The following is a 15,029-nucleotide window of genomic DNA, read 5'->3' as shown; positions in this document are numbered from 1 at the left end:
TGGAGGGCCCTGTGGCGAACCCTTCTCCCCGAAGGCTGCTCCCGCTGTTATCCGCTCCACGCACGGGCGGACGCGACGCCATGACCTGCCGCTTCCGCTGCGGCGACGCGTGTGCGCACGAAGTTTCCAATACCAGTGACAATCCCTATTTCGGCGACATTCTCTCCGGCACGTTCTCCCGTCGCGGCGCGCTCAGGGCGGGAGCCCTCGGCACGCTCGTCGCGACCGTCGGGGTTGCCGGGGTCGCCGGCGCTGCCGTTCCCGCCGCGGCCGACGGCGGTCGCGGCTCGAGCTCCGGTCACGGGCACGGCAACGGCCATCAGAGCGGCCTCGGATTCACGTCCGTCGCACCGAACTCCGCGGACGCCCTGACCGTGGCCGCAGGCTACGTCTCTTCGGTCGTGGTCCGCTGGGGCGACCCGGTCGTCCCCGGCGCGCCCGCGTTCGATTTCGACCACCAGACGGCGGCGGCCCAGGCCAAGCAGTTCGGCTACAACTGCGACTTCGTGACCTTCTTCCCGCTGGGACGCGACCGCGGCCTGCTGTGGGTCAACCACGAGTACACCGACGAGAACCTCATGTTCCGCGGGTGGACCAGCGGCGACACCGCCCCCCTTGAGCAGATCAGGATCGGGCTCGCCGCACACGGCGGCTCCATCGTGGAGGTCGAGCGGGTCGGCCGCACCGGCCAGTGGAAGCTCGTGACCAAGGGCTCGCGCCGCTACAACCGCCGCATCACCGCGCAGACCAGGATGGCCTTCTCCGGCCCCGCCGCCGGCTCGGCACTGCTGCGGACCGCCGCGGACAAGCGCGGCACCACGGTGTACGGCACGCTCAACAACTGCGCGGGCGGCACGACGCCGTGGCAGACGGTCCTCACCGGCGAGGAGAACTGGAACCAGTACTTCGTCGGCGGCAACGGCGTGCCCGAGGCGCAGAAGACCTACCTGACCAGGTACGGCATCAGCACCACCACCGCCATCCCCAGCGGCAACCGCCGCTTCGACCGGGTCGAGGAGCGGTTCGACCTCGCCAAACACCCCCAGGAGATCAACCGGTTCGGCTGGATCGTGGAGGTCGACCCGTTCGACCCCGACTCCACGCCGGTCAAGCGCACGGCCCTGGGCCGGTTCGCGCACGAGGCGGCCACCACCACGCTCACCAAGGACGGCCGCGTGGCCGTGTACATGGGAGACGACGGCCGGTTCGAGTACATCTACAAGTTCGTCTCCAAGGACCGCTACATCCAGGGCTACGACCGCCACAACCGGGACCTGCTGGACGAGGGCACGCTGTACGTGGCCAAGTTCACCGGCGACAGCCCGGCGGCCGAGATCGACGGCTCGGGCACGCTGCCGAAGGACGGGGCCTTCGACGGCTCGGGCACCTGGATCCCGCTGGTCAGCGGCAAGAAGTCCTACGTCACCGGCATGACGGCCGAAGAGGTCCTCGTCTACACCCGCGTGGCCGCGGACACGGTCGGGGCGACCAAGATGGACCGTCCCGAGGACATCGAGCGCAACCCGGTCAACGGCGCCGTCTACGTCGCGCTGACCAACAACTCCAACCGCACCGCGGCCCAGGCCGACGAGGCCAACCCGCGGAGCGCCAACATGCACGGCCACATCCTGGAGATCGTGGAGCGGAAGAACGACGCGGGCGCGACGTCCTTCGGCTGGTCGCTCCCGCTCGTCTGCGGCGACCCCGCCGACCCCTCGACGTACTTCGCGGGCTACGACAAGAGCAAGGTCTCCCCCATCTCCTGCCCGGACAACGTCACCTTCGACGCCGCCGGGAACCTGTGGATCTCGACGGACGGCAACGCGCTCAAGAAGAACGACGGCCTGTTCGCGATGCCCGTGTCCGGTCCGGAGCGCGGCCGCGTCCGCCAGTTCCTGACCGTTCCCTTCGGCGCCGAGACCTGCGGCCCGCTCATCACCGGCGACCAGCTGAGCGTGTTCGTCGCCGTACAGCATCCGGGTGAGATCACCGGCGCGACCCCGGACAACCCGTCCAGCCACTGGCCGGACGGCGGCGCCTCCCAGCCTCGGCCGTCCGTCGCGGTGGCCTGGCACAAGCAGGGCAAGAAGATCGGCTCCTGAGCCCCGCCGGCGTTTCCGACGAGGACCGTGGCCCGTCCAGGCCACGGTCCTTCCTCGTCCGATGGGCAAGAGGCGCGGCCTTGCCGTGGCGGTGGCCGGCCGCAGGTCCTTCGCCGCTGACCGGATCGTTCCGCATCGGGCCCCGATCCTGTCTTATGCCGGCCCCCTGTCCGGCGACAGGCTTGGCGGCATGAAACGTGCACTCGTCGTCATCGACGTCCAGGAGTCCTTCCGGCAGCGCCCCAACTGGCGGGCGGTGTCCAACCCCGGCATCGTTGACCAGGTGAACCTCCTGGTGACCTGGGCCAGGGAGCGCGGCGACCTCGTCGTGTGGGTCCTGCACTCCGAGCCGGGCACCGGCACGCCCTTCGACCCCCGCTCGGGTCACGTCCGGTTGATGGACGGGCTGAAGCCGGAGGAGGACGAGCCGGTGCTCACCAAGACCTCGCACAACGCGTTCACCACCACCAACCTCCAGCAGATCCTCACCGCGCGGGGCATCAGGGACCTGGTCGTCTGCGGGATCCGGACCGAGCAGTGCTGCGAGACGACCACCCGCCTGGCCGCGGACCTCGGCTTCGACGTCACGTTCGTCACCGACGCGACCGCGACCTTCCCGATTCCGCACCGTGACGTGCCGGAGGACCGGGAGCTCGAGGAGATCCTCGCCGACCCCCGCACCCTGCAGGTGGCCGAGATCATCGCCAGGACGGAGTACGCCCTGGCCGGCCGCTTCGCCGCCGTGACGAGCGCGGCGGAGTTGGTAGGCTGACCAGATCGTGACCAGAGTCGTCTTCCTGCTCCTCCCCCGGCTGCACCTGCTCGACCTCGCCGGTCCGGCCCAGGTGTTCTCCACGGCCGCCGACTTCGGCTGCGGCTACGAGCTGAGCTACGTGGGCGAGCAGGAGGACGTCCCCACCGCCCAGGGCCTCCCGATCCGGGCCGAGGCCGCCTGGCCCGAGCTGGACCCGGGTGATCTGGTCGTGGTTCCCGGCTGGCGGGGGCCGACTTTCCGCGACAGCCCGCGACTGAGCCGGGAGTCCGCCAGCCGGCTCGCCGCGCACCACGCGGCGGGCGGCACCGTGGCCAGCGTCTGCGCGGGCGCGGACGCGCTCGGACGGGCGGGGCTGCTCGACGGACGGCGCTGCACCACTCACCACGGCCTGCAGGACGAACTCGCCCGCCGCTATCCGAAGGCGACCGTCGTGCGCAACGTGCTGTTCGTCGTCGACGACCGGGTGGTCACCTCGGCGGGCATCGCCAGCGGCATCGACCTGGCCCTGCACCTGATCGCGGTACGGCACGGGCCGGGGACCGCCGCGAGGGTCGCCCGCGAGATGGTGGTCTACACCCGGCGCAACGGCGACGAACGGCAGGCAGGCGCGCTGCGCCACCGCTCGCACCTCAGTGACGTGGTCCACCGGGTGCAGGACCTGATCGACTCCCGCTTCACCGAGCCGCTCCCCCTGGACGGCCTCGCCACGGCGTCCGGTGTCAGCCCCCGCACCCTGACCAGGGTCTTCGGCGAGGCGACCGGCATGACCCCGCTGCGCTACCAGCAGACGCTGCGGGTGGAGCGCGCGGAGCACCTGATCGGCCGGGGCGCGACCGTGGAGTCCGCGGCCCGCGCGGTCGGGTTCCAGGACGCCCGGATGCTCCGGCGCCTCAGATCCCGCACGAGCGGGATACGTCCCGTGCCCGCCGAGGACCCCGCCTGAGCGATTGCCCGCCCGTCACCGACCACGCCTGACCCCCGGCTGTCGCCTCTCCTCGAAGAGCCGGGCGAAGCCGTCGAGCAGGGTCCGCAGGCCGAGCTCGAAGATGTGGTCGAGGTCGAGGTCGTAGCCGCCCTCGGCGAAGGCGCCCATGAGCCTGGCGAAGGCCGGGTAGCGGCCGCTGGCGGCGATGGAGCCCATGGCGGGGCCATGGAGTTCCATCCACTCGTCCTCCGACAACCCGGTGGCCGCCTGGGCCTGGGCCTCCCGTTCGAGGTGGACGGCCAGCCCCTGGACATGGCTGTAGAGCAGCACCTGCAGGTCCAGCGTCGCCGTCGGGTCGAAGCCTTGCTCCTCCAGCGCGGTGAGGATCTGCTCGCCGTGGACCAGCAGGTTCGGGAGCGGCATCGGCCGGGTCAGGGTGTCCACCTGGGCGAGCCAGGGGTGGCGGCGGTACAACGTCCACAGGGCTCGCGCGGTGCTCTCCATCCGGGCCCGCCAGCCGGTCGGGCGCGGCTGCTCGTAGGAGTAATCGCCGAACGCCGCGTCGGCCATCAGGACGACGAGGTCGTCCTTGCCCGCGACGTGGCGATAGGTCGACATGGTGGCCACGCCCAGCCGCGCCGCCACACCGCGCATGGACAGCGCGTTCAGCCCTTCGGCGTCGGCGATCTCGATCGCGGCGCGCACGATGCGCTCGCGCGTCAGTTCCTGTTCGGCCGCCTGCGCCGGGCGTGACCGGCGGCGCCGCTCAACGTGGGCGGCGAGGGAGTCCGTCCCGGCGCCCGGCTCGGCCACCACGGTGCCGACGCGGGGCCGGGCCTGTACGAGCCCCTCCTGGCGCAGGGTGGTCAGCGCCTTCGTGGCCGTGGCGAGGGCGACGCCCCACTCCCCGGCTATCTGACGTGTCGACGGCACCCGGTCTCCCGGTGCCAGCCTGCCGTCCTCGATCCGCCGGCGGATGTCGGCGACGATGCGCTGATAGGGCGGCTCGGCGGTCCCGCTCATCGGCCCGCCCCCTTCCTTCTGTGCTAGTACAGAACCTACCACCGACCCTCCATTGAGCAGCCTGTACTAGTACATCAATGCAGGTCAAAGCGTTGTATGTCGGTTGCGTACGATGTACATTCAGACAGCCGCGTACATCGTAGGAGGAGAACAGATGAAAACCGTGCTCATCTCTGGAGCAAGCGTCGCCGGTCCGGCGCTGGCCTACTGGCTGAACCGTCACGGCTTCGCGCCGACCGTGGTCGAGCGGGCGCCCGCACCGCGGATCGGGGGTCACGCGATCGACGTCCGCGGCGTGGCGCTCGAAGTGGCCGACCGGATGGACCTGCTGGTCCCGTTGCGGCGGCTGCGCACCCGCATGCGCGGGATGTCCGTACTGGACGGCGACGGCAACGAGATCATGCGCTCCACCGACTACGCGATGAGCAGCGGCCGGCTGGACGGCGATGACATCGAGGTGCTCCGCGAGGACCTCACCCGGTTGTTGCACGAGCGCACGGCTGCCGGCACCGAGTACGTGTTCGGTGACTCGATAGCCCGCATCGAACATGACGAGGACGGCGTGCAGGTGGAGTTCGAGCGTGGCCGTCCGCGCACCTTCGACCTCGTGGTCGGCGCCGACGGCCTGCATTCGACGGTGCGGAGGCTGGCCTTCGGACCCGAGGCCGAGTTCATCCACCACCTGGGCACCTATGTGTCGGTGTTCACCACGGAGAACCTCCTGAACCTCGAGGATTGGCAGCTCTGGATCCGCGACGGCCACGCCGGCGGCGGCATCTATCCCGCCAGGGACAACACCGAACTCCGCGTCAACCTCGGGTTCGAGTCCGAGCCGGTGGACTACGACCACCGCGACCTGGACGCCCAGCGCCGGCTGGTCGCCGACCGGCTCGCCGGCATGCGCTGGGAGATCCCGCGACTGCTCAAGGCCATGTGGCAGGCGCCCGACTTCTACTTCGACGCGATGGCCCAGATCCGGATGGACTCGTGGGCACGCGGGCGGGTGACCCTGGTCGGCGACGCCGGCTACTGCGCCTCACCGATGTCCGGCCAGGGCACGAGCCTCGCGCTGGTCGGAGCGTACGTGCTGGCCGCCGAGCTGGCCGCGGCCCGCGGCGACCACCGTTCGGCACTGGCTGGATATGAGCGGCGCATGCGCCCGTTCGCCGAGCTCAACCAGGCGCTGGCCACGGAGAACCCGGGCGGTCCCGCTTCGGAGGAGTCGATCGAACGGGCGAAAGACGCGATCGCGCTGGACGCCTGAACCGACCCCGCCGTGCCGCCTGCTGGTTCAGGGCGCCCTGGCCGCCGGTTCCGACGCGGATCAAGCCCGGCTGGAGACCGCCGAACGTCGCCTGGCCGGGGAGATTCCGGCGGACGTACCGGCCGAGGCCCTCATCGCGTTCGGTTGTGCCATGCCCACGGTGCTGCACGCCCTGGACCGGCTGGGCGGCATCCGGTACGGGCAGAACGTCGTCGTGCAAGGCTCCGGGCCGGTCGGCCTCGCCGCCACCCTCCTGGCGCACATCGCCGGCGCGGGGAGCGTCACATTAGCGTCATCGGTTCGGCCTACACCGCACCGCGAGCGGCGGTTCCACCCCTGCGTGAAGTGAAGGACCGCCTGATCACCACCGCGCAGCTCTCGGCGCGATGATCGGCCTCGCGATGAAGCGACTACCCTGGGGATTAGGGTTCCCCCGGTTCTTCGCACGACGTGAACAAAACGGTGACCGGCCTCCGGCCGACGACGCACCGCCGAGCGACGATCCATCCCCCCACGGGTGGGCCCGTGGAGAGGTGATTCGAAGATGCGGCAGGCAGCTGTTCTGGACGTCGGCTGTCACAGTGCCCTGCTGACCGTGGTCCGCCGGCCCCGCGGGCATGACGGCCTGGAGACGGTGCTGTCCCACAAGGTACGGCTGAGCCTGCACCGGATGCTCGCCCCGGACGGGCAGCTGGACGAGCACGGGATCCGCAGCGTGCAGCGGGCGGTGGCCGAGACGATGGACGCCACCTCGGCCGAGCAGTCCCACGTCTTCGCCTTCGCCACCTCCGTCATCCGGGATGCGCCCAACCGCGACGAGGTCATCGCCAGGATCGCCGGAGCCACGGGCATGCGGCTGCGGGTGCTGCCCGGCCGGGAGGAGGCGCGGCTGGCCTATGTGGCGGCCCGCCATTGGACGGGGCACACGTCCGACCCGATGCTGGTGCTGGACATCGGTGGCGGCACCGTCGAGATCGCCTCCGGCGACGCCCGCGAGCCCCGAACCGTGCATTCGCTGCCTCTGGGCGCCAGGACGATCACTCGCAGATGGCTGCCCGGCGGAGCCGTCTCCTCCTCGCGCCGGCTGGTGAAGGTCCGGCAACATCTGCGCCGGGAGCTGAGCCGGCAGCCCGGCCTGCCAACCCCTGAGCCGGGCGGGCACGTCCTCGCGAGCTCGAAGACCTTCATCCAGCTCGCCCGCCTCGCCGCGGCCCAGGGCGAGCCGTCCTGCTCGCGCGGCAGTCTGTCGTTGAGCGGGGTGAGGGCCTCGCTCGACCTGCTGGCCGACATGGACCCGGCCCACCGTGGAGACCTGCCGGGCATCAGCGCCCACCGCGCCGAGCAGTCCCTCGCCGGAGCGCTGATCGCCGAGGCCCTCATGGAGGTCTGCGAGGCCACGAGCGTGGAGATCTGCCCCTGGTCCACCCGGGAGGGGCTCCTGCTGGAGCGCCTCGCATCACGTCGCTGAGGGAGTGCGATGCGCGCGATCAGCCAGGACGCCCTGGGCGGCCCGGAGGTCCTGAAGGAAACGGAAGTGGAGCGGCCGTCGCCTGGTCCGACCGAGGTGCTCGTGCGCGTGCACGCCGCCGGGCTCAATCCGACCGACTGGAAGCACCGCGCCACGGGCGGGCTGCTGGGCAAGCCGCCGTTCGTGCTCGGCTGGGACGTGTCCGGCGTCGTCGAGTCCGTCGGACTCGGGACGACGCTGTACAAGCCGGGCGACGAGGTGTTCGGCATGCTGCGCTACCCGTACGGCCACGGCGCCTTCGCCGAGTACGTGGCCGCACCGGCTCGCACCTTCGCCCGCAAGCCCGGGAACGTCGACCATGTGCACGCGGCGGCGCTCCCGCTCGCGGCGTTGACCGCATGGCAGGCCCTGACGGACACGGCCGGGGTGACGGCCGGCCAGCGGGTGCTCATCCACGCCGCCGCCGGTGGAGTCGGCCATCTCGCCGTGCAGATCGCCAAGGCCCGGGGCGCGTATGTCATCGGCACCGCGAGCGCAGCGAAGCACGCGTTCCTGCGCGGCCTGGGGGCGGACGAGCTGATCGACTACCGGAGTGTGGACTTCGCCGAGGTGGTCGGGGACGTCGACGTGGTGATCGACACCATGGGCGGCGACCATGGGCCGCGTTCTTTGCGCACTCTGCGACGAGGCGGCGTCATCGTCTCGCTCGTCCTGTCCAACACGGACGCGGGGCTCCGTGCCCAGGCCGAGGAGCTGGGCGTCCGCGCCGAGTCGATGCTCGTCGAACCCGACCTCGCCGCCCTGAAGGCGATCGCGGCCCTGGTGGAGGAGGGCGAGCTCCGCGCCGAGATCGACACTGTGCTGCCGCTGGAACAGGCCGCCAAGGCGCACGAACGCGGCGAGACGGGCCGCACCACCGGCAAGATCGTCCTCACCGTGGACACCGCCGCGGGCCAGGACTCGGCCGGATCAGGCAGCTGATCGCGATCGTGCGACCGGTGGCCGAGAGCCGCCGTCAGGGCCGGAGCGCCTCGGCCGCGTCCACCCACCCGGTGACGTCGGCCGCGTCCAGGTGGCGGATCGACCAGTCCACCATCCGCAGGCTCATGTGCGCCCAGCACGCCCGCACCACCTCCTCGGCCGCGGCCCCTGCAAGGATCTCGTCGACCCTGCGGCCCAGCTCCGCGACCAGCTCGTAGCGGGGAGCCGGGACGCCGTGGGCGCGGGCCGTCGCGAGCAGTTCCTCGGCCGGCCGTACGTCTGCTGCGGCGTTCGCCGCCTGCCAGGTCAGCACCGACCGGTGCGCGTCGGGCCAGCGGACGTAGACGGCGCCGACCTGGCCCCCGCGGCACATGCCGTCCTCGAGCAGGACGACGCCCGTCACCTCGGCGAGCTCGCGCAGGACGAGGCCGACGTTCAACCGTGCGACACGCGGAGAGTCCGGCACGGCGTGAGGTTACACGGCGGTCGGCCGCGCTCTAGCCCACCTCGGTCGCCCGGCCCCCCGCGGACGTCGCCCGCGAGGAGACGGGCAGCGTGAGGATCATGGTGAGGCCGCCGCCCGGTGTCTCGTCCGGAGCCAGCGTGCCGCCCATGGCCTCGACCAGACCGCGTGACAGCGCCAAGCCGAGTCCGACGCCGGCGTGGTCGTCCCGGTCGCCGAGACGCTCGAAGGGCAGGAAGACCCGTTCATGCGCCTCCGGCGGGATGCCCGGGCCGCGGTCGATGACGCGGATCTCCACGTGGTCGCCGTACCGGCTCGCGGTGACCAGCACCTTCTCCTCATGCGGGGTGTAGCGGACCGCGTTGGACAGGAGGTTGCCCAGGGCCCGTTCCAGCAGGGCCGGGTCGGCCACGACTTCGGGCAGGCCGGCGGCGACGTCTCCCTCGGCCCGGTCCGCCTGCGGCCCCAGATCATCGATCGCCCGGGGGACGATCTCCCTCAGCGAGACCGGCCGGACGGAGACCCCCAGGACACCGGCCTGCAGCCGGCTCATGTCGAGCAGGTCGACCACCAGCCGATCGAGCTTGGCCAGCGACTCTTCGGCGGTGGCCAGCAACTCCCCGCGTTCCTCCTCGCTCCACGCGACGTCGGTGGCACCCAGGCTCTCCACCGCCGCCCTGGCCGCCGCGAGCGGGGATCGAAGATCGTGGCCGACCGCGGCGAGCAGGGCCGTACGCATCTTGTCGGCCTCGGCGAGGGGACCGACCTGCTCGGCCTCCTCGGCGAGCCGCTCCTGGCGGAGCGCGACGACGGCCTCCGCGGCGAACGCCTCGAGCACCCGGCGGTCGGCGGCGTCGAGCAGCCCGTGCGCCGCGAGCACGTGGGCGTCGTCGATGGCGACGGCTGTGTCCGCCTCACCCGGGCACGCGCTCGGCGCGGTCCCGGAACTCGCGGCGACGTGCCAGGCGTCCGGGTCGGACAGGTCCCCGGGATTGGGCCCGGCCCCCGGCCGTCGTTCGAGCAGGGCGACCGACGTCAGGCCGAACGTCTCACGAAGCCGTGCGAGCAGGGACGGCAGGGCCGACTCTCCCCGGAGCACGTGCCCGGCGAGGGCGGACAGCACTTCGGCGTCAGCGCCGGCCCGCGCGGCCTCACGGGTACGGCGGGCCGCCACGTCGACGACGGTGCTGACCATGACGGCGACCAGCACGTAGATCGCCAGCGCGACCAGGTTCTGCGGATCGGCGACGGTGAACTCGTCGATTGGCGGCGTGAAGAAGTAGTTGAGCAGCAGGAATCCGGCCACGGCGGACGCGACGGCCGGCCACATGCCGCCGACCAGGGCGACGGCGACGACCGCGAGGAGGAACAGCAGGATGTCGATGGGCAGCGACAGGCTGTCGCGCAACGGCCGCAGCACGGCGGTGAGCGCGGGCAGGCCCGCGGCGGCCAGCACCCACCCGGTCAGCCGCCGCCTGCGGGTGAGTGCCGCCCGGGATTTCGACGGGCGGCCCCTGCCCTTGCTGATCTCCTCGTGGGGGACCATGTGCACGTCGATCGAGCCGGAAAGGGCCGTCGTCGTCACCCCGACGCCACGGGCGAACAACTGGGCGAACCGGCCTCTGCGGGACGCGCCGAGCACGAGTTGCGTGGCGTTGACACCGCGGGCGAAGTCGAGCAGCGCGCGGGGCACGTCGTCCCCGACGACCTGGTGGTAGGTCCCTCCCAGGCTCTCGACGAGCGCGCGCCGGTGGGCCGGGCCGGCGGGATCTCCCCCCGTCAGGCCCTCGGCCCGGGTGACGTGGAGGGCGAGCAGATCGGCGCCCTTGCTGCGGGCGGCGATGCGAGCCGCGCGCCGGATCAGCGTGTCGCCCTCGGGGCCGCCGCTCAGTGCCACCACGACGCGCTCACGCGCCTCCCAGGTCCCGGCGATGCCGTGATCGGCCCGATACCGGTCGAGTTGTTCGTCGACCTTGCCCGCGACCCACAGCAGTGCGAGCTCGCGCAGGGCGATCAGGTTCCCGACGCGGAAGTAGTTCGACAGGGCGGCGTCGACCTTCTCCGGCGGGTAGACGTTGCCGTGCGCCATCCTGCGGCGCAGCGCCTCGGGCGACATGTCGACCAGTTCGATCTGATCGGCTCGCCGCACCACCTCGTCGGGCACGGTCTCGCGCTGCGGGATGCCGGTGATCTGCTGGACGACGTCGTTGAGCGACTCCAGGTGCTGGATGTTGACCGTGGAGATCACGTCGATGCCGGCGTCGAGGATGTCGTCGATGTCCTGCCAGCGCTTGGCGTTGCGCGAGCCCGGCACGTTCGTGTGCGCGAGCTCGTCCACGATGGCGATCTTCGGCCGGCGCGCGATGACGGCGTCGACGTCGAGTTCGGTGAAGCTCGCTCCTCGGTAGGCCAGCGTCCGCCTGGGGATGATCTCCATGCCTTCGAGCAGCGCGGCCGTGCGGCTGCGGCCGTGGGTCTCGACGAACCCCACGACGACGTCCCGCCCGCGCTCCCGCCCTCGGCGGCCCTCGCACAGCATCGCGTAGGTCTTGCCGACACCCGGTGCCGCTCCCAGGTAGACCCGCAGGCGCCCGCGCGTCATCCGGTCCACCCCTTCACGCTCCTCGATCGAATTCCACGTCTCCGACCCGGCCTCGATCAGCGCCTCATCTTCGGTCTACCACGCGGGGAGAACTCGCACGCGCCCGCGCGACCGTCCCCGGGGCCCCGTCGGCGCCGCAACGGGCTTTGACGCACGGTGACGTGGGGATACAGACAGTGACCACGTCCCGGAGCCGGCGCGGCGATCTTCTTCCTGTCCATCCGAAGGCGGTCGAGCGGTCTTGAGCGTTGAGAACCTCGTCGGACTCGTTCTGGCCGCCTCGGTCGTGGTCTACCTGGTGGCGGCGCTGCTGTTCCCGGAGCGCTTCTAGATGAGCGCCACGGCGGCGGCGATCCTGTTCACCGGGTCCCTGGTGATCGCACTGGCCCTGGCCTACCGGCCGTTGGGCGACTACATGTACCGCGTCTACACGGGCACCGGGCGGTCGCGGATCGAGCATGTCGCCTACCGGCTGATCGGCATCAAACCGGACACCGAGCAGACGTGGAGCGCGTACGCCCGCAGTGTGCTCGCCTTCTCCGTGGTCTCCGTCGTGTTCCTGTACGCCTTCCAGCGCTTGCAGGACCGTCTCCCCCTGAGCCTCGGGTTCGGGCCCGTCGTGCCGCACCAGGCGTGGAACACCGCGATCAGCTTCGCCACGAACACCAACTGGCAGTCGTACTCCGGCGAGTCCACCATGGGGCACCTGGTCCAGATGGCCGGCCTCGCCGTGCAGAACTTCGCGTCCGCCGCCGTGGGGATGGCCGTCGCGATGGCGCTGGTCCGCGGATTCGCCCGCAAGAAGACCGAGCACGTCGGCAACTTCTGGGTGGATCTGATCCGGGGCGTCCTCCGGATCCTGTTGCCCCTCGCCTTCGCCGGCGCGCTCATCCTGATCATCGGCGGAGTCGTGCAGAACTTCCATCACCCGTACGCCGTCCCGACCCTGGCCGGTGCCGAGCAGGTGATGACGGGCGGACCGGTGGCCAGTCAGGAGGCCATCAAACTGCTGGGCACCAACGGCGGCGGTTTCTACAACGCCAACTCGGCCCATCCGTTCGAGAACCCGACGCCGTGGACGAACTGGTTGGAGATCTTCCTGCTTCTCGTCGTCAGCGTCTGCCTCCCCCGCACGTTCGGCCGGATGGTCGGCAGCGACAGGCAGGGCTACGCGATCATCGCGGTGATGGCGACGCTGGCGATCATCAGCCTGGCGCTGATCACGACGTTCCAGGTCCGCCACCACGGCACGGTGCCGACCGCGGTCGGCTCGTCCATGGAGGGCGTGGAGAGCCGGTTCGGGGTGTCCGACTCCGCGGTGTTCGCCGGCGCGACCACGCTGAGCTCGACCGGGGCCGTGGACTCCGCCCACGACTCCTACACGAGCCTCGGGGGCATGATCGGCATGTTCAACATGATGCTGGGCGAGGTCGCCCCGGGCGGCACGGGCTCGGGCCTGTACGGCATGCTCGTCCTCGCGGTGATCACGGTCTTCGTGGCCGGGCTGATGGTCGGGCGGACGCCGGAGTATCTCGGCAAGAAGATCGGCAGCCGGGAGATCAAGCTCGCGGCCGCGTACTTCCTCATCACCCCGATCTGCGTCCTCGTCGGGACGGCGGTCGCGATGGCGGGCGGCTGGGGGCGCGACGGGATGCTCAACACCGGCCCGCACGGGCTCTCCGAGGTGCTCTACGCCTTCACGTCGGCGTCGAACAACAACGGGTCCGCGTTCGCCGGACTCACGGCGAGCACCCCGTTCTACGACACGGCCCTCGGCCTGGCCATGGCCTTCGGGCGTTTCCTCCCCCTGGTCTTCGTCCTCGCGCTGGCCGGGTCGCTCGCCCGGCAGGGCCGGATACCGGTGTCCGAGGGCACCCTGCCGACCTACCGGCCGCAGTTCGTGGGGATGGTGGTCGGCGTCGCGGTGATCCTGGTGGCGCTGACCTTCCTTCCCGCGCTCGCCCTCGGACCACTGGCCGAAGGGATCCGCTGATGCCGGCGACGACAGGTGGGCGCACGTCCGGCGGACACGTCCAGGCCGGGCTGCTCGATCCGAAGCAGCTCGTCAGGTCGCTGCCGGACGCGCTCAGGAAGCTCGATCCACGCACGATGTGGCACAACCCGGTCATGTTCGTCGTCGAGGTCTGCGCCGTGTGGAGCACCGTCCTCGCGATCGCCAGGCCCGGCTGGTTCGCCTGGCTCGTCGTCGTCTGGCTCTGGCTCACCGCGATCTTCGCCAACCTGGCCGAGGCCGTCGCGGAAGGCCGCGGCAAGGCGCAGGCCGAGACCCTGCGCCGGGCCAAGCGGGACACGACGGCCCGCCGCCTGATCGGCTGGAAGCCCGGGGAGCAGGCGGAGGAGGAACCGGTGCCCGCGTCCGGGCTCCGGCAGCACGATCACGTCGTCGTCGAGGCGGGTGAGATCATTCCCGGCGACGGCGACGTCGTCGAAGGCATCGCCAGCGTCGACGAGTCGACGATCACCGGTGAGTCGGCCCCGGTCATCAGGGAGTCCGGCGGCGACAGGTCGGCGGTCACCGGCGGCACGAAGGTGTTGTCCGACCGGATCGTCGTGAAGATCACGCAACGGCCCGGCGAGAGCTTCATCGACAAGATGATCGCGCTCGTCGAAGGCGCAAGAAGGCAGAAGACGCCGAACGAGATCGCCCTCAACATCCTGCTCGCCTCGCTGACGATCATCTTCGTGATGGCGGTCGCCACGCTGCAACCGCTCGCTGTCTACTCCAAGGCGACTCAGCCGGGCGTGCCGGACTCCCTCACCCTGAACGCCGACGGCGTCAGCGGCATCGTCATGGTCGCGCTGCTGGTGTGCCTGATCCCGACGACGATCGGCGCGTTGCTGAGCGCGATCGGCATCGCGGGAATGGACCGGCTGGTGCAGCGCAACGTGCTGGCGATGAGCGGCCGGGCCGTCGAGGCGGCGGGCGACGTCAACACGCTCCTGCTGGACAAGACCGGCACCATCACCCTGGGCGACCGGCAGGCCTCGGTGTTCCAGCCGGTCGACGGTGTGACCGAGCTCGAACTGGCCGACGCGGCGCAGTTGTCCAGCCTCGCCGACGAGACGCCCGAGGGCCGGTCGATCGTGGTGTTCGCCAAGACCCGGTACGGCCTGCGTGAGCGCACCCCCGGAGAGCTCTCCCAGGCGTCGTGGATCATGTTTACCGCCCAGACCCGCATGTCGGGCGTCGACTTCGGCGAAGGGACGACGCCGGCGCGGATGTTGCGCAAGGGGGCGGCGACCGCGGTGATGAAGTGGGTCCGCGACAACGGCGGCCACCCCACCGGCGAGGTGGGCCACATCGTGGACGGCGTCTCGGCCTCCGGCGGCACGCCGCTCGTGGTCGGCGAGGTCGTACGGCAGGGCGGCACGACCTCCGCGCACGTGCTCGGCGTCGTCCATTTG

At 71.1% G+C, this 15,029-nt stretch carries 13 protein-coding genes; 10 read left to right on the top strand and 3 right to left on the bottom strand.

Annotated features, from left to right (window positions below; genetic code table 11):
- The first annotated feature begins 11 nt into the window (after positions 1–11).
- The 3 genes from Pka01_RS34325 (at position 12) to Pka01_RS34315 (ending at position 3,820) form a co-directional block, all read left to right on the top strand.
- Positions 12–2,102: a PhoX family protein gene (locus tag Pka01_RS34325; RefSeq protein ID WP_203887139.1), complete on the top strand. Its 2,091-nt coding sequence runs from the start codon at positions 12–14 to the stop codon at positions 2,100–2,102.
- Positions 2,103–2,292: 190 nt separating this feature from the next.
- On the top strand, positions 2,293–2,874 hold the full coding sequence (locus Pka01_RS34320) for a cysteine hydrolase family protein (RefSeq protein WP_203887138.1): 582 nt from the start codon (positions 2,293–2,295) through the stop codon (positions 2,872–2,874).
- A 7-nt stretch (positions 2,875–2,881) separates the two neighbouring features.
- A complete protein-coding gene (locus Pka01_RS34315) occupies positions 2,882–3,820 on the top strand; it encodes a GlxA family transcriptional regulator (RefSeq protein WP_203887137.1) in 939 nt (312 codons plus the stop codon).
- 15 nt (positions 3,821–3,835) lie between these two features.
- On the opposite strand, the gene Pka01_RS34310 is transcribed toward Pka01_RS34315, so the two are convergent.
- Complete coding sequence (locus Pka01_RS34310) at positions 3,836–4,825, bottom strand: GntR family transcriptional regulator (protein ID WP_203887136.1); 990 nt, start codon at positions 4,823–4,825, stop codon at positions 3,836–3,838.
- 154 nt (positions 4,826–4,979) lie between these two features.
- On the opposite strand from Pka01_RS34310, the gene Pka01_RS34305 reads away from it, so the two are divergent.
- The 4 genes from Pka01_RS34305 to Pka01_RS34290 all read left to right on the top strand — a co-directional run bounded on the left by Pka01_RS34305 (position 4,980) and on the right by Pka01_RS34290 (position 8,538).
- Positions 4,980–6,089: an FAD-dependent monooxygenase gene (locus Pka01_RS34305; RefSeq protein WP_203887135.1), complete on the top strand. Its 1,110-nt coding sequence runs from the start codon at positions 4,980–4,982 to the stop codon at positions 6,087–6,089.
- A 151-nt stretch (positions 6,090–6,240) separates the two neighbouring features.
- On the top strand, positions 6,241–6,438 hold the full coding sequence (locus tag Pka01_RS41385) for a hypothetical protein (RefSeq protein WP_203887134.1): 198 nt from the start codon (positions 6,241–6,243) through the stop codon (positions 6,436–6,438).
- Between the two features lie 195 nt (positions 6,439–6,633).
- Entirely contained in the window at positions 6,634–7,557 is a 924-nt protein-coding gene (locus Pka01_RS34295) for a Ppx/GppA phosphatase family protein (RefSeq protein ID WP_203887133.1), read from the top strand.
- 9 nt (positions 7,558–7,566) lie between these two features.
- The gene (locus Pka01_RS34290) at positions 7,567–8,538 is read left to right on the top strand and encodes an NADP-dependent oxidoreductase (RefSeq protein ID WP_203887132.1); all 972 of its coding nucleotides are present in this window, start codon (positions 7,567–7,569) and stop codon (positions 8,536–8,538) included.
- 34 nt (positions 8,539–8,572) lie between these two features.
- Here the strand turns inward: Pka01_RS34290 and Pka01_RS34285 are convergent, their stop codons facing one another.
- Complete coding sequence (locus Pka01_RS34285) at positions 8,573–9,004, bottom strand: hypothetical protein (RefSeq protein WP_203887131.1); 432 nt, start codon at positions 9,002–9,004, stop codon at positions 8,573–8,575.
- 31 nt (positions 9,005–9,035) lie between these two features.
- Positions 9,036–11,603 (bottom strand): sensor histidine kinase, encoded by a 2,568-nt coding sequence (locus tag Pka01_RS34280; RefSeq protein ID WP_203887130.1) that lies wholly within the window; start codon positions 11,601–11,603, stop codon positions 9,036–9,038.
- 241 nt (positions 11,604–11,844) lie between these two features.
- Here Pka01_RS34280 and Pka01_RS34275 point away from each other — a divergent pair, with 241 nt between their 5' ends.
- The 3 genes from Pka01_RS34275 to Pka01_RS34265 all read left to right on the top strand — a co-directional run.
- Complete coding sequence (locus Pka01_RS34275) at positions 11,845–11,934, top strand: potassium-transporting ATPase subunit F (RefSeq protein ID WP_203887129.1); 90 nt, start codon at positions 11,845–11,847, stop codon at positions 11,932–11,934.
- The gene (gene kdpA / locus Pka01_RS34270) at positions 11,935–13,596 is read left to right on the top strand and encodes a potassium-transporting ATPase subunit KdpA (RefSeq protein WP_203887128.1); all 1,662 of its coding nucleotides are present in this window, start codon (positions 11,935–11,937) and stop codon (positions 13,594–13,596) included.
- Positions 13,596–15,029, top strand: a 1,434-nt coding sequence (locus Pka01_RS34265; RefSeq protein WP_203887127.1) for a P-type ATPase actuator domain-containing protein, incomplete at its 3' end; no start/stop codon positions are given. The genes kdpA and Pka01_RS34265, both read left to right, overlap by 1 nt.

The organism is Planotetraspora kaengkrachanensis (assembly GCF_016862895.1).
Lineage (GTDB): Bacteria > Actinomycetota > Actinomycetes > Streptosporangiales > Streptosporangiaceae > Planotetraspora > Planotetraspora kaengkrachanensis.
Note: the sequence above shows the minus strand (reverse complement) of the source record. Positions and strands in the feature narration are given on the sequence as shown.